A 22,105-nucleotide genomic window follows, 5' to 3' on the forward strand; every position below is an offset into this window, starting at 1 on the left:
CCCATGTGCTATTCCGCCCTGATCCGCGCTGACTACGCCAAGCTGGTACGCGAGTTCGGCGCCATCCTGTCGCTGGAAGAGTTCGCCGAACTGTACGCGCACGATCCGGGCAAGAAGCGGCCGAAGACCCCGAAGGCGATGGATGACGGATTCGCCGGTGCGCGTACCGAACAGGGACGGGACATCGTGGCGAAGATCCAGCAATGGCATGCGCAGGAGCAGCAGGCACTGGAGGCCGAACTGGCCCGGCAACGCGAACGACGCGATATTGCCCATGCCACGCTGGCCACCCGGCCCACGCAGAAGGCACGCAATGACCTGCGCGTGGCCGGCAACCGCATCGAGCGCGCACAAACCCGATTGGAAGACCTGCATCGGGTGCAGTTGCTGCCGCGCGACAACCGCATTTTTCCCGGCACCTACGCACCGGTGATGGTCAGCGAGAACGGCCAGCGCGTGATCAAGCCGATGCGCTACCAGTGCCGGCTGCCGGACAAGCCGGCGCGCAACGACGTGCTTTACCCAGGCACCTACAATGCGCGGCGCGACAGCCTGGAAGGTTACTGGCGGGGTGCGTTCGGACTGCGCCATGGCGTGGTGGTGGTGCAGGCGTTCTACGAGCACGTGCCACGCCACGCCATCGCCGGCCGCACCCTCGGTGCCGACGAAAAGGAACAGGACGTGGTGCTCGAATTCCGTCCCGATCCGCCCCGCGACCTGCTGCTGGCGTGCCTCTGGGCAGAATGGGAAGGACCGGAAGGCCGCCTGCTGTCGTTTGCCACGATCACCGACGCACCTCCCCGCGACGTCGCCGCGGCCGGGCATGATCGCGGCGTGGTACCGATCCGCAAGGAACACCTCGACGCCTGGCTCAATCCCGACCCGGATGACCTGGCGCGCCAGTACCGGATCCTCGATGACCGCGAGGAGATCCGTTACGTGTACGAGGAAGCGGGCTGAGCGCCACGCGCAATTGAAAAACCCCGCCTGGGCGGGGTTCCTGGATCAGGGGTTGCCGCCGCACATCGCCTCTTCGCAGAAGGCTTGTTCCTGCAGGCATTGCTCAACCTCACCGCCGCGCGCGATGCAGCTCTTGTAGAGCTGGAAACAGGGCTGGCCGCACCATGCGGCAGACGCCGTACCACCGAAGACCGCCATCGAAAGGACACCCGCAGCAACCATGCGCTTGATCCACTTCTGCATGCCACTCTCCTTGTAGGCCTGAGTATTCAGGCCCCGGCAGCATACCCCTGCCCGTCCACGGTGGACTGCTCAGGCCTGGACGCTGGAGCGGCCAACCGCACGCGCCAGCGCCCGCGACAGATCGGCCGACAGGTACGGCTTGACCAGCAACAGACCCGCCAACATCGGCGCCGGCAACTGCTCGGCCAGCATTCCGGTGGCCAGCACGAACGGAATGCCACGCGCCGAAAGCGCTGCAGCCACCGGTTCACTGGTCTCGTTGCGGGCCAGCCGGTAGTCCAGCAGGGCCACGTCCGGGGTGCTCTGCTCCAACAGCTGCAGGGCCTCGGACACGCTCGCTGCAAGCCCGACCACAGTCGCGCCGGCATGCACCAACTGCATCTGCAGCAGGGCCGCACTCATTTCGTCGTTCTCGACCACCAGCACCCTCAGGTCCTGCAACACTGTCATCGGCTACCGCTCCTGGAGGCAATTGCACGCTGGGAGTATAGCTACCAAGGAGCCAATGCCGACAGGAACCGCCCTGATAGGCCCCCTACTATGCATCTCCCGCCGACCTCGGTTACACTCGCACGCTGCCTGCCGGTGTGGCGGAATGGTATACGCAGCTGACTCAAAATCAGCCGGGGGTAACCCCATGAAGGTTCGAGTCCTTTCACCGGCACCACTGCATCAAAGGCCAGGTCCATGACCTGGCCTTTTGCATTTCCCGGGCCCGAGCGCCGACACTGGCACGCATGCCCCAGCATGTCCTGCCCACGCTTGCCGACAGCCTTCCCGCGCGCTTGCGCATCCTGCGGGCGTCCGATGCCGCCGCCTGGTCCCACTACCTCTCGCTGCCAGGCGTGATCGAGCACACCAGCTGGGGCGACGTTTCCGAACAGGCGCTGGCGCAGCAGATCAGCCGCTATCTGGCTGATGCATCCGATCAGCGCGGGGCGCTGGTGGACGCCGACGACCAGCTGATCGGCACCGTCGGCCTGAACGGCATCGACCCGCGGCATGGCCGCGGCGAACTCGCCTATGACCTTGACCCACGCTGGCAGGGACAGGGACTGGCCACGCATGCGGCGCGAGCGATGCTCGACTGGGCGCACGGCACCTGTGGGCTGGTTCGCGTCCAAGCGACCGTTCTGGACAGCAATGCCCGCTCGATCGACCTGCTCGAACGCCTCGGCATGCAGCGCGAGGGGCTGCTGAACGCCTATCGCCATGTGCGGGGACAGCCCCGCGATTTCTGGATGTACGCCCACGTCGAAGGCGTTGTGTCACCCCGCTGAAACTCTAATGTGACGCCCAGCAAGGTTTCAAATAGACCGGACGCACACTTTTCTTGCCAGCCTCACCTACTTCTGCCTATCGTGATCCCAGCCGGATCTGGGGGCGGGGGAATGCATGACGTTGCGTGCGGCACTGTTTTTCATGGTCGCGCACGCGCTCGTCATTGCCTTGATCGGCCCGCAGGACCCGATTGGCTCCTACCTGATGCTGATCACAGCGCCGCTTCTCGCTGCCATGGCCTGCGTGCGGCGCGCGCGGGACAGCCAGGCGGCCTGCAAATGGCGAACGCTGGGCGCTGCCGTCGGCCTGTTCTCTCTGGCCCTGCTGGCCCTGCTGTATCGCAATGTGGCCGGCCTCAGCCCTGCGCAGATGACCGTATCGTCACTGATCCTGTACGTGTTCTACCGGATCCCTCTGACCTACGTGGCTGCCAGCCCGGGCGGCGGCAACCGCTGTATCCGTGCGGTGGACCTGGTGATCATCGCGCTGCTGTGGCTGCTGTACTTCGTGCATACGCGGGCAATGGCGCACCTGAACACCGCCTTGTGGACGCAGTGCCTGCACACCATGAGCAACGTGCAGAACAGCCTGGTGTTCTGCTTCGCGCTGATCCGCTTCCTGGCCGAGGACAATGCCGACCGCCGCGACTTCTTCCGCACGTTGACGATCTACGCGCTGGGCTACTTCCTGCTGGCGTTCTACATCAACACCTGGCAGCCGCAGGTACCCGATGGTGGCTGGGGGGACCTGCTGATCAGCGGGTTGTTCGTGCTGCTGGCGGTGCTGGCCGGCAGCACGCACCGCCCACCGGCGGTGGCTGTGCCGCGCAACCTCCGTCGCATCGTCGATGCCGGCGTCCCGCTGATGCTGCCGTTGCTGCTGATGATGGTGGCGCTGCTGGTGGCACGCCTGCAGCCGACCCTGGCCACCGTGGGGTTCATCGGCGCCATGCTCGGCTATGCCCTGCGCAGCGTGCTGACCCAGGTCCAGATCCAGCGCGAGCGCGACGAGCTGGCGCTGCTGGCCCGGCGCGATCCGTTGACCGGTCTGGGCAACCGGCGCAATTTCGATGAATCGCTCGGCAGCGCGCACGGCCGCGCCCGCCGCCAGGGCGTGGGGCTGGCGGTGCTGATGATCGACATCGATCACTTCAAGCGACTCAACGACACCTACGGCCACCCGGAAGGTGATCGCCGCCTGCAGGCGGTCGCCGCGATCCTCGATGGCTGCCTGCAGCGTGGCGATGACCTGCTTGCGCGCTACGGGGGCGAGGAGTTCATCGCCGCCCTGCCCGCGCCCGACGCTGCCCACGCGCTGGGCCTGGGCGAGCGCCTGCGCGCCGCCGTGGAAGCCGCCGCCCTGCCCGCCGCCGAGGCCCACGTGACCATCAGCATCGGCGTGGCCTGGCAGGCCGCGCATGAGGCGGCCGACCCGCGCGGCCTGGTCGAGCGGGCCGACCAGGCCCTGTACCAGGCCAAGCATGCCGGCCGCAATTGCGTGCATGCTGCCCCGGCCATCCAGGCCGGGGAACAACACGCCAGCCGGCGCGCCTAGACCGCGCGCAGCACCGCCGCGCCATGCAGGTGCCCCGCCCCGCCCTGCACGCGGAAGCTGGCCACGGTCTGCAGCAGCTGCGCCGACTGCTCTTCCATGCTGCGCGCCGCGGCCGAGGCTTCCTCGACCAGCGCGGCGTTCTGCTGGGTGCCTTGGTCGATCAGGTCGACGGCATGGTTCATCTGCTGGATGTCGTCGCTCTGCTGCTGCGCGGCCGTACTGATCTCGGACATCAGATCACTGACACGGCGCACATTGACCACGATCTCGTCCATGGTGCGCCCGGCGCTCTCAACCTGCGCGGTACCGGCGCCGACATTGGCCACCGAGGCATCGATCAGCTGCTTGATCTCCTTGGCGGCACTGGCCGAGCGCTGCGACAGTTCGCGGATCTCGGTGGCGACCACGGCGAAGCCACGCCCGTGTTCACCGGCACGCGCCGCTTCCACCGCCGCGTTCAACGCAAGGATGTTGGTCTGGAAAGCAATGCCGTCGATCACGCCGATGATGTCGACGATGCGCCGCGAGGACGCGTTGATCACCGCCATGGTCTCGACCACTTCGTGCACCACGTTGCCGCCGCGGGCAGCGACATCGGCGGCGCCACCGGCCAGCTGACTGGCCTGCCGTGCGTTGGTTGCCGTGCGCTGCACGGTCTCGGCCAGGCCCTTCATCGACACCGCGGTCTCCTCCAGCGACGCTGCCTGCTGCTCGGTGCGCTGCGACAGATCGCTGTTGCCCTGCGCGATCTCGGTGGCACCGACGGCGATGGTGTCGGCGGCGAACTTGATCTGGCCGATGATCGCGGCCATCGCCTCCACCAACGAATTCACGCCTTCGCACAGCTCGGCGATCGGCCCGTTCTTGTCGGCGGTGGCCACGCGCCGGGTCAGGTCGCCCTCCTTCGCGGCCGCCACCACTTCACGGGTCTGCGCCACGGCACGTTGCATGGCCTGGTTCTCGTGCACCTGCGCGGTGATGTCGGTGGCGTACTTGACCACCTTGAACGGCTTTCCGTTGAGATCCAGGATCGGGTTGTAGGACGCCTGGATCCAGACCTCGCGCGCGCCCTTGCCGAGGCGCCGGTACTGGCCGGCATCGTATTCGCCACGGCCGAGCTTCTCCCAGAACTGGCGATACTCGGCACTGCCACGATACTCGGGCTCGACGAACAGCGAGTGGTGCTGGCCACGCACGTCGTCCAGGCTGTAGCCGGTGGCGGCCAGGAAGTTGTCGTTGGCCGACAGGATGCGGCCGTCCATGCTGAACTCGATCACCGCCTGCGACTTGTCGATCGCCGCCAACTGCCCGGCCGAGTCGGCCGCCTGGAGCTTCTGCGCGGTGATGTCGGTGGCGAACTTGACCACCTTGTACGGACGCCCCTGCCGGTCCAGCACCGGGTTGTACGAGGCCTGGATCCAGATCTCGCGCTGGCCCTTGCCAAAACGCCGGTATTGGCCAGCGTCATATTCGCCACGACCCAGCCGCGCCCAGAAGTCACGGTATTCGGCGCTGCGCGCCTGCTCCGGATCGACGAACAGGGAATGATGCTTTCCCTGGATCTCCTCCAGCCGGTAGCCCATCGCCTGCAGGAAGTTCTCGTTGGCCTGCAGGATGGTGCCATCGAGGGCGAACTCGATGACCGCCTGGACCCGGTGCAGCGCCGCGACCTGGGCCTCCAGCTCGGCGCGGCCATCGGCCACCGCCTCGACGCTGGTGCGGTGCTGGGGTGCCAGCGCGCCGAGCAGGGCACGCCACGGCGACCAACGGGTATGCAGCTCGGCCGGCGCCTGCGCGCCTGCCGTGAAGCCTGGAATGAGCATTGTCTGATCCTCGGTGTCCGGTAAGCGGTTGCGACCCGACGGGCGGGATGCCCGGCGGCAACTTCAGTTGCTTGGGACTACAGGTGCCCGCAGGCACCCCTCGAGCGGCTGGCAAGATCGTCTGGTGCGGGTGCGGTCTGCATCGGGGAGCGGCGGAACACACAGCGCGGGCCGCCCATCGGGGGCAGCCTGGGGTCCTGCAGCGGGCGACTGGAGCGGGATCCAGAGGGTGTATCGGCGATGCGATCGGTGGCTTTAGCCGGATTACGCGACGTCCGTCGCAACTTCAGATGCTGCTGCAGGGATGCGGTAGACAATTGCGATGTACTTCACATTCTGCTCACGCGCGACGGGGACGCCGCCGAGCGATTCCGCCAGGCGCCGGCTGGGCGTGTTCTGCTCGGCCACCGGGTAGCGGAATGCGGGGCGGTCCAGCCGCCGGGATGCGAGCGCACGCACCGCTGCCACGGCTTCACGGCCATAGCCATGCCCATGCATCGCCTCGGCGATCCAGATGCCCAGTTCGGGTTCCGCATCGGCAGTGCGATGCAGGCCGGCCAGGCCGAGGAACGCACCATCCGCGTGTCGGCGGATCACGAACGTAAGGTCGGTGCCATCGGCGATGGTAGGCAACCACGTCGACCAGACAGCGGCGAATGCGTGCTCCGACGCAGGGGGATCAAACGCCATGTAGCGGGTCAGCCCCGGCGTGATCGCGGCAAACGCCGCGCCCGCGTCCTCCGGCGTGAAGGGCCGGAGCTGCAGCCGCCGGCTGTCGATGGTCCAGTCGTCGGGGGACATGTCGCGCATCGTTGCTGTCATTGGGCATAGCCTCGCCCGGGACGCCGATGCAGTTCAAGCCGAAAAGGTTTGCATGACCAACGGGAGATACTCCACCACGTAAAAATGGTGAGCATGCAGCGATCTGCAGGATCGTTCACTGACATGGAGATCTTATGTTCGTTCGTTTGGGCAGCCTCATCATCCTCGTCCTGTGCAGCACCGGCGCGCTGGCCGCCGATGCCACCTATCGGCCCGCCTTTCACCCCGACCAGCTGAAGGGACCTCCCGCGGGCCGCCCGAACGAAGTGCTGGTGCTCGGTACGCCCCATCTTTCCGGGCTGCCGAAGACCTTCACTCCGGAGCTGTTGGAGCCCCTGCTGAAGCGCCTGCAGGCCTGGCAGCCGACCGCCATCGCCGTCGAAAACCTGTCCGGCCTGCAGTGCGATTTCATGCGTCGCAACCCCGCCCGTTATGCCGACAGTGTCGAGACCTACTGCATCGATCCGGCACCGGCACAGGCTGCAACCGGCCTGGACGTCCCCAGCGCCAATGCCGAGATGGAGCGCCTGCTCGCGCAGTGGCCGACGTCGCCCACGCCCGCGCAGCGCCGCCGCCTGGCCGCCGTGTTCCTGGCCGCCGGCGAGAACGGCTCGGCCGTGGTGCAATGGCTGCGCCTGCCCAAGGACGAACGTCGCGCCGCCGACAGCCTGACACCCGAGCTGGTGCAGTTCCTCGACAGGCGCATGGCCAGGCCTGACGAGGTGGGCATGATCGCCGGCGTACTCGCCGCGCGCCTGGGGCTGGAGCGCCTGTGGTCGGTCGATGACCACACGGGCGACGCCCCCATTCTGAAAGCTCAGGAAAAGGCCTACGGTGCGGCCCTGAAAGCAGCCTGGGACAACCCGGCAAGTGCGGCACGGTTCGCCGCGGACGAATCGCTGGAGGCCAACCTGGGCAAGCCCGGCGGCCTGCTTGCGCTCTATCGCAACTACAACGCCCCGGAAACGGCGATGACTGTCTACGACAGCGACTTCGGCGCCGCCCTGGTCGAGCCGTCCACCGAAGAGTTCGGCCGCAACTATGTCGGCTACTGGGAAACCCGCAACCTGCGCATGGTCGCCAACATGCGCGACGTGCTGGGCCAGCACCCCGGCAGCCGCATGCTGGCGATCGTCGGTGCCTCGCACAAGGGCTACTACGAGGCCTACCTCAACCAGATGCACGATGTGCAGCTGGTCAGTGCGGACGCAGTATTGCGTTGACAGGCATAGGTGCCGGCCACGCGCCGGCACTATCCTGCAGGGCCCGATTTGCAGATGCCGACATGCTGAAAGTGATCGCCGAGGATTTCATCCATCCCGATGCCGTGGATACCGTGCTTCCCCTGTACCGGGAGCTGGTCGCATGCACGCAGCGCGAGCCGCTCTGCCTCGGCTATGAACTGTTCGTCGACCAGAAGGATCCGGGGCACTTCATCTTCATCGAGCTGTGGCCCGACCGCGCCGCGCTCGACCTGCACTGCGCCAGCGAACACTTCCAGCGCCTGGTGCCACAGATCAATGCCTTCCAGTGTGCGCCGTGCCGTTTCCTGCTGATGGATGCGGCGCCGCTGTAGCGCCCGCATCGATGCCACCACCGCGATCGCGGTCTGCACCTCGCCACAGCAGCACGCTGGCTGCCACCGTGCACGCCAGGGTCAGTAGCAGCGACGCCACCACGCTCCCGTGCAGCAACGGCAACATTGCCTGGGCAAGGCGATCGTCACGCACTTGTTCCAGGCGCAGGCCACTGGCCAGCGCCAGGCACCAGCCGACCATGGCCGGCGCGTAGGCAGCGACGGCATTCCGATTCCAGCTGATCATCCTGTGCTCTCTTGTCCGGGAGGATGCGGCGATTGTTCCGCCCCTCCCTCTCACAGGCTGAGACCGTCTCCGGCCGCTATCGCGACCAGCCACCGCCCAATGCCGCCATCAGCGCCGCACTGGCCTGCAGCTGCCGGCTCTGGATGTCCTGCAGGCCCAGCTGCGCCTGACGGGCATCGGTCTGCGCGCTGACCACGTCCAGGTAGCTCACCGCACCGCCGGTGTAGCGGTCATGCGCGATCTGCTCCGCACGCCGTGCGGCCAGCACGGCCTCCTGCTCGTGGCCGCGCTGGGCATCGAGCTGGCGCAGCAGGCTCAGCTGGTCTTCGACCTGGCGGATCGCCGCCAGCACGGTGGCCCGGTACTGCGCCGAAGCAGCGTCGAACTCGGCTTCGGCCCCGGCCTTGGCGGCCTTGCGGCGGCCGCCATCGAATACCGGCAATGCAGCCAACGGCCCTAGCGCCCAGTATCGGTTGCCAGCATCCAGCAGGGCGCTGCCACCCGAGGTCTGGCCACCCAGCAACCCGGTCAGGCTGAGCTGCGGGAACCACGCGGCGCGCGCCACACCGATGCCGGCATTGGCGGCGAACACGCGACGCTCGGCAGCCGCGATATCCGGCCGCCGCTGCAGCAGATTGCTGGGCAGGTCCGCCGGCACCGTCGGCAGTGCCGGCAGGCCGGCCGAGGCCAGGGTGAACCCGCTGGCCGGCGCACCGACCAGTTCGGCAAGGGCATGCCGCAGCAGGTCGTGGCGCGCGTCGAGCGCATCCAGATCGGCCTGTGCGCTCGCCAGCTGATGCCGTGCACGGGACAAATCCAGCTCCGAAGCGATCTCGCCACGGAATCGGTCTTCGGTCAGCACCAGCGCCTGCCGGTAGTCCTCGATGCTCTCGCGCAGGATCACCTGCTGCGCCTCGACGCCCCTGAGCTGCAGATAGAGCCCGGCCAGCTGCTGTGACAGGCTCAGCCGCGCTGCGGCCAGGTCGTCGCCACTCGCATCGGCGCGCGCCCTCCCGGCGGCCGCCGCGTTGCGCAGCCGCCCCCACAGGTCAAGATCGAACGACAGCGAAAACGTGGCGCTATTGCTGTCATAGATGGCCGGCTGGGTCGCGCTGCGCAGCGGCTTGTCATCGGACTGGCGCTGGCGCACCGGTCCGGTACTGAAGCCGATCTGCGGCGCACGCGCCGACGCCACCTCGCCCGCCGCGGCACGTGCGGCATCGTAGTGCGCCACGGCCAGCGCCAGCGTCGGATTGGCCTGCTCCAGCTGTTGCTGCAGCTGGTCCAGCAGCGGATCCTGGAAGACGTGCCACCACGCCTCCTGCAACGACGCGGTGGCCATCCCCGGTCCAACCTGCTCGTAGGCGGCCGGCATCGCCACCGACGGCACCTGATAGGCCGGCGCCAGCGAGCAGCCGCCCAACAGCAGCACCGCCGCCAGCGCCACGGCACGATCAGCCGCGGGCATGCGCGGGCTCCTGCTCACCGGCCACCACACGCACGTGGTCTCCCTCGCGCAGGGCATCGGGTGGGTTGGGAATGACCCGGTCGCCCGCCTTCAGGCCCCGGTCCACGCGTAGCGTGCTACCCAGGTCACTGACAATATGGATGTCGCGCAGATGCACGATGTCCTGGGCGTCGACCACCGCCACCTGGGTGCCCTTGGCACGGAAGATCAGCACCTCGGCCGGCACGCTCACACCGCCGCCACCACCCTGCAGTGGCAGGGTCACTTCCGCATAGCTGCCGGGCAACAGCGCACCATCGGCGTTGTCGACCACGAACTGCGCCAGCAGGGTGCCCGAGCTGCGATCGATCGCACTGGAATCTCCCTGCAGCGTGGCGGTGAAATGACGCCCTTCCTGGCCCGGCACCTGCAGCGTGGCCTGCAGCCCGGAGCGAATGCTGGCCGCGCTGTTCTGCGGCACCGGCACCATCAGGCGCAAGCGGCGGGTGTCGGCGATGTTGAACAGCTCGCGGCCGCTGTCGTCGGCACGGATCAGCTGGCCGACGTCGGTCTGCCGCGAGGTGACAGTGCCATCGAACGGCGCGCGCAACGTACGGTAGCGACCAAGCTCCTGCAACCGCGCATAGTCGGCCTGCGCCGCTTCCACGCTGGCCTGTGCGGCCACCGCATTGGCCTGCTTCTCGTCGGCTTCCTGGCGCGACACCGAATGGCTGCCGAGCATGCCTTGCCAACGCTCAGCGCTGACCTTGGCCAACGCTGCGTCTGCCTGTACCTGCAGCAGGTGGGCGTGGGCCTGGGCGATCTGCTGGTCCAGTTCCGGGCTGTCGATCACCGCCAGCACCTGTCCAGCCTTGACCGCCTGGCCGATGTCGGCGCTCCACGACTTCAGGTAGCCGCCTACACGAGCATGTATCGGTGCCTCGGTCCAGGCACTCAGGTGTGCCGGCAGGGTCATTGTTCCTGCAGCACTTTTTCCACCGGCGACAACCACCTGCACGGACGGGACCGCCTGGCGCTCGGTCCACTCGACCACGGCGTGTGCCTGCTGTGCGCGCAGGGCAAGGCCACCCGCCACCAGGACGAGTGCAACAGCAGCGGCCAGAAGCAAAGGACGGCGCAGCGAGCGCTGCGGCAGCGAAGAGTCAGACATGCAGGGGTTCTCCGGCAGGAGCAGTACGGGTTTTGCGGGAGTGGGCCAATGCGAACACCACCGGAACGAACAACAACGTGGCGCAGGTCGCCAGCAACAGGCCGCCGATCACCGCGCGGCCCAGTGGCGCGTTCTGCTCGGTGGACAGTGCGGTCGGCAGCATGCCCAGGATCATCGCCAGCGCTGTCATGCAGACCGGACGGAAACGGGTGAATCCTGCTTCAAGCGCAGCCTTGGCCGCGTCACCATGCTCGGCCAGGCGCTCGCGGCAGAAGCTGACCACCAGGATCGAGTTGGCCGTGGCCACGCCCATGCACAGGATGGCGCCGGTCAACGCGGGCACCGACAGCGTGGTGTGGGTCAGGAACAACATCCAGACCACGCCCGCCAGGCCCGCCGGCAATGCGGTGATGATCACGAACGGATCGGTCCAGGACTGGAAATTGATGACGATGAGCAGGTAGATCAGCACGATCGCCGCCAGCAGGCCGTAGCCGAGTCCGGTGAACGCCACATGCAGCGCATCGATCTGCCCATGCAGGCCCACCTCGGTACCCCGTGGCCGCTGGCCGGCCATCCCATCGATGACCTTCTGCACATCGGCCGCCACTGCACCCAGGTCACGGTCCTGCACGCTGGCATACAGGTCCAGCGTGGGCTGCACGTTGTAGTGAGTGACCACCGCCGAACTGGAGCCTCGCTGGATATCAGCCAGGCCGCCCAGCACCTGCGGCGTACCGCCGCTGCCGGTCACCGGCAGCGCCTGCAGCGCCGCCAGGCTGTCCATGCGGTACTGCGGCGTGGCCGCGACCACGCTGTAGGAAATGCCGTTCTTCGGGCTCAACCAGAAGGTCGGAGCAACCTGGCTGCTGCCGGCCAGTGACGCCACCATGCTGTTGGTAACATCGCGTTCGGTAATGCCCAGGCCATTGGCACGCAGGCGATCGACATCCACCTTCAGGGTCGGATAGCCATCGGGCTGCTGCAGGCGCAGGTCGACCAGACCCGGCACGTGCCGCAGGCGACGCTGCAGTTCCTGTGCATAGGCCCGATTGCCAGCGGCATCCGGCCCGGCAATGCGCACGTCCAACGGCGCCGGCGAACCGAAGTTGAGGATCTGGCTGCTGGTATCGGCCGGCAGGAACGCAAAGCTGACGCCCGGGAAAGCCGTCGGCAGCACCTCCCGCAGGCGCCGCGCGTACTCGGCTGCATCGCCATGGCCCGGCTTCAGCGACACCTGGATGTCACCATCCTGCGGGCCAATGGTGCCGCTGGCGCTGTAGGCGATGTTGATGCCGGTCATCGGCAGGCCGAGGTTGTCGACGATGGCATCGATCTCATGCGGCGGCACTTCCTGGCGGATGCGTGTTTCGATGCGATCGAACATCGCCGCGGTTTCCTCGATGCGCGTGCCCAGCGGCAGGCGTACGTGCAGCGACAGCGCGCTGGCTTCGGTGGCCGGGAAGAAGTCCTGACCCAGGGTTGGCAGCAGCGCGAAGGACACCAGCACGCAGGCCATGAAGCCCAGCAGGAAGCGGCTGCGGTGGGCCAGCGCCAGGCCGAGCAGCGCATGGTATCGATCGCGGGTGGCGGAGAAGCCTGCCTCGAAACGTTGCTGCCAGCGCACCAGCGCGGCCGTCAGGCGAGCGCGACGCGGCTGCGGATGGTCGCCTTCGTGATGGTTGAGGAAGGCGTCCTCGGGATGATGGCCGACTCCGCCTTCCACGCGATGCGGACGCAGCAGGTACAGCGCCATGGTCGGCACCAGGGTGCGCGAGAGCACGAACGAGCTGCCCATGGCGAAGATGACGGCCAGCGCCATCGGCCGGAACAGGTAACCGGCGATGCCATCGAGCAGGAACATCGGCACGAACACGATGCAGATGCACAGCAGCGACACGAATGCCGGGCCGACAATCTGCGCGGCGCCATCAAGGATCGCCTCGCGCACGCCCTTGCCCTGCTCCAGGTGCCAGTTGACGTTCTCGATGGTGACCGTGGCATCGTCGACCAGGATGCCCACCGCCAGCGCCAGGCCGCCCAGCGTCATCACGTTGAGGGTCTGCCCGGCGGCCGACAACAGCGCGATGGCCGACAGCACCGCCAGCGGAATCGAGGCCGCGATGATGACGGTCGAACGCCAGCTGCCGAGAAACACCAGGATCATCACGCTGGTCAGCAGCGCAGCGATGATGCCCTCGCGGGCGACGCTGCTGATCGATTCGCGCACGAAGGTCGAGGCATCGCCCAGCAACGAGATCTTCAGCGACGGCGGCAGCGACTCCCCGATCTGCGGCAGCATCGCCCGCATGCTGCTGACGAGCGTGAGCGTGGACGCATCGCCATTCTTCAACGCGGCCATCAGCACCGAATGGCCACCGTTGACGCGCACGATGTTGGTCTGCGGCGGCGAGCCATCGCGCACGTGGGCAACCTGGCCGATGGTGACCACCGCACCATTGACGGTGCGGATCGGCAGGTCATTCAGCGCCTCGATCTCGGTGGGGCTGTTGTTGAGCAGCACGGTGAACTCGTTGCTGCCCAGCTTGGCGGTACCGACCGGGGTGATCTGGTTCTGCGCCGCCAGCGCGTTGCCCACGTCCTGCGCCGACAGCCCCTTGGCCGCCATCGCCTGAGGGTCCAGGTCGAGGGTGATCTGGCGCTGCTTGCCGCCGTAGGGGGCGGGAATGGCCAGGCCCGGGATCGACGTCAATGGCGGGCGGACCGTGTTCTGCGCAAGATCGCGGATCTGCGATTCCCCCAGCGTCGGGCTGGAGAACGCCATCTGCAGCACCGGCACGGTCGAGGCGCTGTAGTTGAGGATCAGTGGCGGCGTCATGCCTGCCGGCATCTGCTTGACCATGGTCTGCGAGATCGCGGTGATCTGCGCATTGGCAGTGCGGATGTCCACGCCCGGCTGGAAAAACACCTTGACCACGCCCATGCCGGCCAGCGACTGCGATTCGATATGCGCGATGTCGTTGACGGTGGTGCTGAGCGCACGCTCGTACGGCGAGATCACCCGCCCGGCCATCGCATCCGGCGACAGGCCGGTGTACTGCCAGACCACGGCGATGACCGGGATGCCGATATCGGGAAACACGTCAGTGGGGGTGCGCAGTGCGCTGAGCGGACCGACGATGCAGATGAAAATGGCCATCACCACGAAGGTGTAAGGCTTGTTGAGCGCGGTCCTGACCAACCCGAGCATGCGGCTCTCCAACGGTGCCACTGCCCACCGCGGGCAGCGCAGGTCGGCAAGTATCCGCGTTGCCAGCTAAAACAAGGCTGTGCCGCAGATGAAACATATTTCATGAAGGAAGTGGTTTCGGCAGGGCTGCGCCCTGCACCTGCCGAAGCGTTGAAGCAACAGCAACAGCAACAGCGGGCATTCCGTGGGATGGTGGGCCGGTGTCGGAGTGCGGGGACGCCGTGAACCCATCCCTGGGGGCTTGGCAGCCGCATCCATGCGGCTGACACCCCGCACTCCGACACCGCCCCACCTTCGACAGGTTCCGACGGCTGTTGGTAGGTGTCGACCTTGGTCGACACATCCGTCAGATATCGAATGATTCATCCACGCATGGCGTGGATCTACCGTGTCGACCAAGGTCGACACCTACCAGAGCAGTCGACCAAGGTCGGCACCCACCAGCAGCAGCTGGCACCAACAGCAGCGGAAAACTGTCGAAGGCGGGGTGGGTCCGGTTGCGGGGGCGTGAGCCGCATGGATGCGGCGACCGAGCCTACAAGGACGTATTTACGGCGCCCCCCGCAGCCGGACCCACCCCGCCATCCCACGGAATGCAGGCTTTTGAAGTTGACGTTGCTTCGGCAGGTGCAGGGCTGCAAGCCCTGCAAAAAAGAACACCCTCTACAGCACCTGCGGCCGGCACAGCAGGCTGAAACGCGCGCCGCCCAGCGTGGACTGCGCCACCTGCAGGCGGAACCCGTGCAGGCCCGCGATGGCTGCCACGATCGACAGGCCCAGGCCGAATCCTCCGCCCTTGCTGGCCTCCGCACGATGGAAACGCTGGAACACCAGGCTGCGTTCGGCTTCGGGAATGCCGGGCCCCGAATCCTCCACCACGATGCAGGTAGCACCCTCCTCCACCAGGGCCGACAGCTGCACGCGGCCACCTTCCGGCGCGAACCGGATCGCGTTGTCGAGCAGGTTGCCGATCGCCTCGAACAACAGGCCACGGTCGCCCACCACGCCGGGCAGGTCAGCGGCCAGTTCCAGCTGCAGCCACTGCCCCTTCTCCTCCGCCAGCGGCGCGTAGAACGCGTGGATCTCCTGCAGCAGCGCTTCCGGCGCCAGCGTGCCGAACCCGGAACGGCGCTGGTGATCTTCCAGCTCGGAGATCCGCAACAGCGCGCGGAACCTCGCCATCAGTGTGTCGGTTTCTTCCAGTACCTGCTCCAGCGGCAGCGCCTGCGGATCATCGTCCTGTACCTGCTGGCGCATGCGGTACAGCTGCGCGCGCACGCGCGTCAGCGGTGTACGCAGGTCGTGGGCGATGTTGTCGCACACACCTTTGACCTCGGTCATCAACTGCTCGATGCGGTCGAGCATGGCGTTGACGATGGCCGCCAGCATGTCCAGTTCATCGCGACGGTTGGCCAGCGGCAGGCGCTGGCCGAGATCGCCAGCAACGATGCGCGCGGTGGCCTGTTCAATGGCCTGGATGCGGCGCAGTGGCCGTCGCCGCAAGAGATGCCAGCCAAGCAGGCCTGGCAGCAGGGTCAACGACACGCCCCACAACAGTGCGTCGAGGATCAGGTGATTGACCTCGTTCAATGGTCCGCTGTAACGCACCAGCACCAGGACGCGACCATCGCGGGTCGGCATCGCCAGGCCGAAGCCGCGTTTGCCGCGTGCATTCACATCAGCGATCGGCAGGCCCGACACCGGATGCGCGCTGCCATCAAGCGACAGCTGCGCCGGCAGCGACTTCAGCATCCCGGCAATCGGCTGGCCGTCGGGCGTGAACAACCCGTAGGCATCGATGCCATGCAGGTCGTAGCGGCGGTTCTCGCGCAGCGCTGCGGTCAGGCCATCACCGGTGAAATGCTCGAACAGGTGCGCACGTTGCAGCACCGCCGACTGTGCCAGCTCGTCCAGATACAGCGACACCCTCCAGTACAGCACCCCCAGCAGCACGCACGACCAGGCCACGAACAGCAGGCTGTACAGGCCCAGCAGACGGCTGCTGGACGAACGCCAGCCGTCAGACAGTTTCGCTGAGGACATAGCCACTACCGCGCACGGTACGGATCAACGACGGCGCACCGGCCTGGTCCAGTTTGCGACGCAGGCGGCCGATGTGGACGTCGATCAGGTTGGTGCCCGGGTCGAAGTGATAACCCCACACTTCCTCGAACAGCATCATCCGGGTCAGCACCTGGCCGGCGTTGCGCATCAGGTATTCCAGCAGCTTGAACTCGGTCGGCAGCAGGCTCAGGCTGCGCCCGCCCCGATGGGCGGTCCGCGCCAGCAGGTCCAGCTGCAGATCGCCCACGCACAGCAGGGTCTCGTTGCTGGCCGGGCGTTGGCGGCGACGCAGCAGCACCTCCACCCGCGCCGCCATCTCGTCCGAGGCAAACGGCTTGGTCAGGTAGTCATCGCCGCCAGCGCGCAGGCCGCGCACCCGCTCGTCCACATCCGACAGCGCGCTGAGCATCAGCACGGGCGTGTCGATGCCGATCCGGCGCAGGGTGGTGACGATGGCCAGGCCATCCAGCCCGGGCAGCATGCGATCCAGCGTGATCGCGTCATAGTCGCCACTGGCCGCGCGCACCAGGCCTTCGCGGCCGTCGGCCACCCAGTCCACCTGCAGGCCATGGCTGCCCAGCTCGGCCACGATCTCCTGGGCAGTGATGGCGTCATCCTCGATGGTCAATATGCGCGACATGGGCACCGCTGAAGTCCAGACTGGCCCATGCTCGCCAAATCAGCCGGCGCGGGCAAATGAAACATCCTTCATCGACCGCGATGGTGCGGGCCGGTTCAGCCCGGCTCGCCGTCCTCACCCGGAAGCTCGGACAGCTCACCCTGCACCTGCACGTTGTTGCGCCCCATGGCCTTGGCCCGGTAGCACTGGGCATCGGCAGCGGCCACCGCCTGGTCCACGCTCATGCCGCCCGCCAGCGGCGCGATGCCGATGCTGGCACCCACCCGCAACCGGTGCTGGTCCCACGGAATCGACAGCGAGGCCAGCGTGTGCAGCAGTTCGCCACCGATACGGGCCGCACGACGCGGCGTACAACCGGACAGGATCACCGCGAATTCGTCACCGCCCAGCCGCGCAACGACGTCCGAATCGCGCACGCCGTGGCGCAGCACACTGGCCACCGCCCACAGCACGGCATCGCCGGCCAGGTGGCCCCAGGTGTCGTTGACCGGCTTGAAGCGGTCCAGATCGATGTACATCAGCGAGGCGGCCTGGCCGGTGCGCTCAACGCGGGTGATCGCCTGTTGCAGGTGCACCTCGAAACCGCGGCGGTTGCTCAGTTCGGTAAGCGGATCGATCTCGGCCAGGTGACGGGCTTCGCGCTGGCGCGCCCGCTGCTGGGTGTCGTCGCGCAGCACCCACACCGCGCCGCGCACATGGCCTTCGTCATCGCGCAGCCAGGCACGGGTCAGGTCCACCGGCACCGTAGCCGTGCCCAGGCGCAGCAGCAGGTCGGCGTGCAGGTCCACCGCGTTGCTCTCCGGGTCCAGCAGTACCGACACGTCCAGTACCGAGCCGGGCGCGTATTCGGTAGTCAACGCCAGCACATCCTGCACCTTGTGCCCGGCCAACGACATCGCGCCATCGCCGGCCAGGGTGCGTACCGCAGCTGCATTGGCGTAGTCGATGCGGCCATCAAGGCTGACGCTGAGCACCAGGTCGGCCACCGCATCCAGGGTGATGCGGCTGCGCTGTTCACTCTCGAACAGGCGTTGCTCGCTACTGCGCTGGGCGGTGATGTCCTGGATCTGCGACACGAAATGCAGCGGTTCGCCGTGCTCGGCGCGCACCAGCGACACCGACAGCCGCGCCCAGATGATGCGGCCATCGCGGTCGAGATAGCGCTTTTCAAGGTGGTAGTGGCTGCGCCGTCCGGCCAGCAGGTCCTGCACCAGAGCCAGGTCGGTCTGCAGGTCATCAGGATGGGTCAGGCGCTGGAAATCGACCTGCAGCAGCTCTTCGCGCGGATAACCCAGGATCCGGCACAACGCGTCGTTGACGTCCAGCCAGCGCCCCTCCAGCGAGACCAGGGCCATGCCCAGCGCCGCAGACGTGAAGGCGCCCGCGAACTTCTCCGCCGACAGCCGTGCCTCGGCGCGCGCCTGCAGGATCTCGGTGATGTCGATGGCCATGCCGACGTAGCCGATGCGCGCGCCCTCGGCGCCCTCCATGCGGCTGATCGACAGGCGTACCTGGCGTGGCAGGCCCTCCTTGCGCAGCAACGTCCACTGCCGCGAATAGGTCTGCCCGTCGGCGCGGGCACTGAGCGCTTCGAACACGTCAGGAAGGTTGCCCTCGGCATCGGCCAGCGGCCTCAGCCAGGCTTTCAGCTCCTCCGGATCGTGGAACGCATCAAGCCGGCGCTGGCCGACCACCTCCGCTGCGCTGTAGCCCAGCAGGCGCTCCGCACCCGTGTTGAACAGGGTGATGGTGCCATCGGTATCGGTGGCGATCACCGCCACCTCATCGGACGCATCGACCACGGCCTGCAAGCGTTGCCGGGTCTCGGCCGCGTCCTGCCTCGCCTGCTGCAGCTCGGTGACATCGGCATGGGCACCGGCCATCCACAGCGGCCTGCCCTGCCCGTCCCATTCAAAGACGCGGCCGCGGTCCTGGATCCAGATCCACTGACCGTTCTTGTGGCGCATGCGCAGCAGGCAGGCGTAGTTGTCGCTGCGCCCTTCGAAATGGTCGTCCAGCGCCGCATCGGACAGCGCAATGTCATCGGGATGGACCAGCTTCAGGAACGTCTTCTGGCAGATCGGTTCCAGCTCTTCCAGGCGGTAACCGACGATCTCGGCCCAGCGCGCGTTGACCCGCATCTCGCCGGTCTGCACGTTCCATTCCCAGGTTCCCGCAGCGGTACCGTCGATGATCATCGCCAGGCGGCGACGCTCTTCCGCCAGTTCCTGCAGGCGGCGCTCCAGCAGTCCATTGCCGTGGGTGCCCTGGCCCGGCATCAATCCGGTCCCCTGCCGGCACGGGCAGGCGCCGACCACAGCGGAACGCTGCGGCCGCCGGTACGAGCAACGGATGGTGCTGGCGTCATGGCCCTCCCCAGCGGCAGCGGGGTGGCCGAACGCCCCCCTCAGGCGCAAGTGTGCGCAATCACGGGGAAAATCGACAAGTCCCCCGCCACCAATCAAGCGTGACGGGGGGCACGGTCCTCAACTGCGCTTGGCGCGGGCGAAGGCCTCAGCCAGGGCGTTGTTGGCCGGGGGGCCGGACTGGGCGGGACGGCCACCATTACCCTGGCCCCGGTTTGGCCCACGGTTCTGGCCGCCGGCGTCGCGGCGCGGTCCCTGCCCCTGGCCGCGCTCATCGCGCTGGCCCGGGCGGCTGGTGGCCTGGCCGGGGGTGTCGTCCAGGCGTCGGGTCAGGGCGATGCGCTTGCGCGCCACGTCCACCTCCAGCACCTTCACCTTGACGATATCGCCGGCCTTGACCACGTCGCGCGGGTCCTTCACGAACGTATCGGAGAGCGCCGAAATGTGGATCAGGCCGTCCTGGTGCACGCCGATATCGACAAAGGCCCCGAAGGCGGCCACGTTGCTGACCACCCCCTCCAGCACCATGCCCTCGCGCAGGTCCTTGATGTCCTCGACGCCCTCGGCGAAGCGCGCCGCCTTGAACTCCGGGCGCGGGTCGCGGCCCGGCTTCTCCAGTTCCTTCAGGATGTCGCGCACGGTCGGCACGCCGAAGGTGGCATCGGTGAACTGCTCGGCCTTCAGGCCACGCAGGAAGCTGCCATCACCGATCAGCGCCTTGATCGGGCGCGCGGTGCTGGCGACGATGCGCTCGACCACCGGGTAGGCTTCCGGGTGCACCGCCGAGGCGTCCAGCGGCTGGTCACCATCCGCAATTCGCAGGAAGCCGGCACACTGCTCGAAGGTCTTCTCGCCCAGGCGCGCGACCTTCAGCAGGTCCTTGCGACGCTTGAACGGGCCGTTGTCGTCACGATGGCGCACGATGTTCTCGGCCACCGTGGCCGACAGGCCGGACACCCGCGACAGCAGTGCGGCCGACGCGGTATTCACGTACACGCCCACGGCATTCACGCAGTCTTCGACCCGTGCATCCAGCGCCCGGGCCAGCCGGTACTGGTCCACATCGTGCTGGTACTGGCCGACGCCGATCGCCTTGGGCTCGATCTTCACCAGCTCGGCCAGCGGGTCCTGCAGGCGGCGGGCGATCGACACCGCGCCACGCAGCGACACGTCGAGCCCCGGGAACTCCTTGGCCGCGAACTCGGACGCCGAGTACACCGACGCGCCGGCCTCGCTGACCACCACCTTCTGCAGCTTCGGGTTGGCAGCGGCCTTGATCGCTTCACCGGCCAGCTTGTCGGTTTCGCGGCTGGCGGTGCCGTTGCCGATCGCGATCAGTTCCACGTTGTGCTTGGCGCACAGCTGCTTGATTGTCTGCAGGGACTGATCCCACTGGCGGCGCGGCTCATGCGGGTAGATGGTGTCGGTGGCGACCAGCTTGCCGGTGGCATCGACCACGGCGATCTTGCAGCCGGTACGGATGCCCGGGTCCAGGCCCAGCACGGTCTTCGGGCCAGCCGGTGCAGCCAGCAGCAGATCCTTCAGGTTGTCGCCGAACACGGCAATGGCTTCGGCTTCGGCCTTCTCGCGGGCCTGGTTGAACAGGTCCAGCAGCAGATGGGTGTGCAGCTTGGCGCGCCAGGTCAGGCGACAGGCATCCAGCAGCCAGCGGTCGGCGGCGCGGCCCTGGTCGGCGATGCCGGCCTTGCGCGCCACCCGACCCTCGGCGTACTGGTGGCCCGCTTCGGCATCGCTGCCCGGGTCCAGTTCCAGGAACAGGATCTCCTCGCGGCGCGCGCGGAACAGTGCCAGCAAGCGGTGCGAGGGAATCTTCGCCAGCGACTCGGCATGTTCGAAATAGTCGCGGTACTTGGCGCCTTCGGTTTCCTTGCCCTCGGCCACGCGGGCACGGATCACGCCGGTCTCGCCCAGCCAGGTGCGCAGTTCGCCAACCAGTGCGGCATCTTCGCCCCAGCGCTCCATCAGGATCGCGCGCGCGCCTTCCAGCGCGGCCTTGGTGTCGGCCACGCCCTTGTCGGTATCGACGAAGGTGGCCGCGAACGTCTGCGGGTCCTGCGCCGGGTCGGCCAGCAGGCCATCGGCCAGCGGCTCCAGTCCGGCCTCGCGGGCGATCTGCGCGCGGGTCCGGCGCTTGGGTTTGTACGGCAGGTAGAGGTCTTCCAGCCGGCTCTTGGTATCGGCGGCCAGGATGTCGTTGCGCAGTTCATCGCTGAGCTTGCCCTGCTCGCCGATGCTGGCCAGCACCGCCGCACGGCGGTCCTCCAGCTCGCGCAGGTAGGTCAGCCGGGTTTCCAGGTTGCGCAGCTGGGTGTCGTCCAGGCCCCCGGTCACTTCCTTGCGGTAGCGCGCGATGAACGGAACGCTGGCGCCCTCGTCAAGCAGGCCGACGGCGGCGCGTACCTGGGCGGACTGGGCACCGATCTCGTCGGCGATGGTCTGGGCGATCTGCTGGGCGAGCGCGCTCTGGGCGTTCTTGGCGTCGTGCATTGCTTCAGGTCTGTGCCGCGGTACGGGAAGACCCCATTCTGGCAACCCACGACGGAGCCGGACAAGGCATTGACAGGGGGCGAGGTTCAGCGGCGGGGCCGGATTGGACGCCGGCATCCTGGCAATGAGCGGGCTCGGACTGGCCCGGGGCTGGGATGCCGGCGCGGGCGCACGATGGTGGGCGCGCCCTGC

16 protein-coding genes and 1 tRNA gene are annotated in these 22,105 nt (G+C 67.4%); 6 read left to right on the forward strand and 11 right to left on the reverse strand.

The window, feature by feature from the left end; all coding sequences use genetic code 11:
• Positions 1 to 3: 3 nt before the first annotated feature.
• Positions 4 to 960: an SOS response-associated peptidase family protein gene (locus EGM71_RS12355; RefSeq protein WP_188485165.1), complete on the forward strand. Its 957-nt coding sequence runs from the start codon at positions 4 to 6 to the stop codon at positions 958 to 960.
• A gap of 45 nt (positions 961 to 1,005) precedes the next feature.
• Here EGM71_RS12355 and EGM71_RS12360 read toward each other — a convergent pair whose 3' ends face one another.
• Positions 1,006 to 1,203: a hypothetical protein gene (locus EGM71_RS12360; protein ID WP_075677767.1), complete on the reverse strand. Its 198-nt coding sequence runs from the start codon at positions 1,201 to 1,203 to the stop codon at positions 1,006 to 1,008.
• Between the two features lie 69 nt (positions 1,204 to 1,272).
• Positions 1,273 to 1,653: a response regulator gene (locus EGM71_RS12365; RefSeq protein WP_188485166.1), complete on the reverse strand. Its 381-nt coding sequence runs from the start codon at positions 1,651 to 1,653 to the stop codon at positions 1,273 to 1,275.
• Between the two features lie 131 nt (positions 1,654 to 1,784).
• Between EGM71_RS12365 and EGM71_RS12370 the strand changes: the two genes are divergently transcribed.
• The 3 genes from EGM71_RS12370 to EGM71_RS12380 all read left to right on the forward strand — a co-directional run bounded on the left by EGM71_RS12370 (position 1,785) and on the right by EGM71_RS12380 (position 4,038).
• Positions 1,785 to 1,870: transfer RNA gene (locus tag EGM71_RS12370), tRNA-Leu, on the forward strand.
• Positions 1,871 to 1,940: 70 nt separating this feature from the next.
• Positions 1,941 to 2,483, forward strand: a complete 543-nt coding sequence (locus EGM71_RS12375) for a GNAT family N-acetyltransferase (protein ID WP_188485167.1) — start codon at positions 1,941 to 1,943, stop codon at positions 2,481 to 2,483.
• Between the two features lie 115 nt (positions 2,484 to 2,598).
• Complete coding sequence (locus tag EGM71_RS12380) at positions 2,599 to 4,038, forward strand: GGDEF domain-containing protein (RefSeq protein WP_188485168.1); 1,440 nt, start codon at positions 2,599 to 2,601, stop codon at positions 4,036 to 4,038.
• Here the strand turns inward: EGM71_RS12380 and EGM71_RS12385 are convergent.
• Complete coding sequence (locus EGM71_RS12385; RefSeq protein ID WP_188485169.1) at positions 4,035 to 5,861, reverse strand: methyl-accepting chemotaxis protein; 1,827 nt, start codon at positions 5,859 to 5,861, stop codon at positions 4,035 to 4,037. The two genes, EGM71_RS12380 and EGM71_RS12385, sit on opposite strands and share 4 nt — an antisense overlap.
• 264 nt (positions 5,862 to 6,125) lie before the next feature.
• Complete coding sequence (locus EGM71_RS12390) at positions 6,126 to 6,662, reverse strand: GNAT family N-acetyltransferase (protein WP_188485170.1); 537 nt, start codon at positions 6,660 to 6,662, stop codon at positions 6,126 to 6,128.
• 155 nt (positions 6,663 to 6,817) lie between these two features.
• Here EGM71_RS12390 and EGM71_RS12395 point away from each other — a divergent pair, with 155 nt between their 5' ends.
• Both EGM71_RS12395 and EGM71_RS12400 read left to right on the forward strand, forming a co-directional pair.
• On the forward strand, positions 6,818 to 7,906 hold the full coding sequence (locus EGM71_RS12395) for a DUF5694 domain-containing protein (RefSeq protein ID WP_188485171.1): 1,089 nt from the start codon (positions 6,818 to 6,820) through the stop codon (positions 7,904 to 7,906).
• Positions 7,907 to 7,968: 62 nt separating this feature from the next.
• A complete protein-coding gene (locus EGM71_RS12400) occupies positions 7,969 to 8,259 on the forward strand; it encodes a putative quinol monooxygenase (protein ID WP_188485172.1) in 291 nt (96 codons plus the stop codon).
• 323 nt (positions 8,260 to 8,582) lie between these two features.
• On the opposite strand, the gene EGM71_RS12405 is transcribed toward EGM71_RS12400, so the two are convergent.
• The 7 genes from EGM71_RS12405 to EGM71_RS12435 all read right to left on the reverse strand — a co-directional run bounded on the left by EGM71_RS12405 (position 8,583) and on the right by EGM71_RS12435 (position 21,913).
• Entirely contained in the window at positions 8,583 to 9,974 is a 1,392-nt protein-coding gene (locus EGM71_RS12405; protein WP_188485173.1) for an efflux transporter outer membrane subunit, read from the reverse strand.
• The gene (locus EGM71_RS12410) at positions 9,961 to 11,124 is read right to left on the reverse strand and encodes an efflux RND transporter periplasmic adaptor subunit (RefSeq protein ID WP_188485174.1); all 1,164 of its coding nucleotides are present in this window, start codon (positions 11,122 to 11,124) and stop codon (positions 9,961 to 9,963) included. The genes EGM71_RS12405 and EGM71_RS12410 overlap by 14 nt, the downstream gene beginning before the upstream one ends.
• The gene (locus EGM71_RS12415) at positions 11,117 to 14,335 is read right to left on the reverse strand and encodes an efflux RND transporter permease subunit (RefSeq protein ID WP_188485175.1); all 3,219 of its coding nucleotides are present in this window, start codon (positions 14,333 to 14,335) and stop codon (positions 11,117 to 11,119) included. The genes EGM71_RS12410 and EGM71_RS12415 overlap by 8 nt, the downstream gene beginning before the upstream one ends.
• Before the next feature lie 663 nt (positions 14,336 to 14,998).
• Positions 14,999 to 16,378, reverse strand: a complete 1,380-nt coding sequence (locus EGM71_RS12420) for a sensor histidine kinase (RefSeq protein WP_188485176.1) — start codon at positions 16,376 to 16,378, stop codon at positions 14,999 to 15,001.
• Positions 16,356 to 17,039 (reverse strand): response regulator transcription factor, encoded by a 684-nt coding sequence (locus EGM71_RS12425; protein ID WP_188485177.1) that lies wholly within the window; start codon positions 17,037 to 17,039, stop codon positions 16,356 to 16,358. Before EGM71_RS12425 ends, EGM71_RS12420 begins: the two co-directional genes overlap by 23 nt.
• A 95-nt stretch (positions 17,040 to 17,134) precedes the next feature.
• Positions 17,135 to 19,318 (reverse strand): PAS domain-containing protein, encoded by a 2,184-nt coding sequence (locus EGM71_RS12430; protein ID WP_188485178.1) that lies wholly within the window; start codon positions 19,316 to 19,318, stop codon positions 17,135 to 17,137.
• A 207-nt stretch (positions 19,319 to 19,525) separates the two neighbouring features.
• Complete coding sequence (locus EGM71_RS12435; RefSeq protein WP_188485179.1) at positions 19,526 to 21,913, reverse strand: Tex family protein; 2,388 nt, start codon at positions 21,911 to 21,913, stop codon at positions 19,526 to 19,528.
• Between the last annotated feature and the right edge of the window lie 192 nt (positions 21,914 to 22,105).

The organism is Stenotrophomonas maltophilia (genome assembly GCF_006970445.1).
GTDB lineage: Bacteria > Pseudomonadota > Gammaproteobacteria > Xanthomonadales > Xanthomonadaceae > Stenotrophomonas > Stenotrophomonas maltophilia_AU.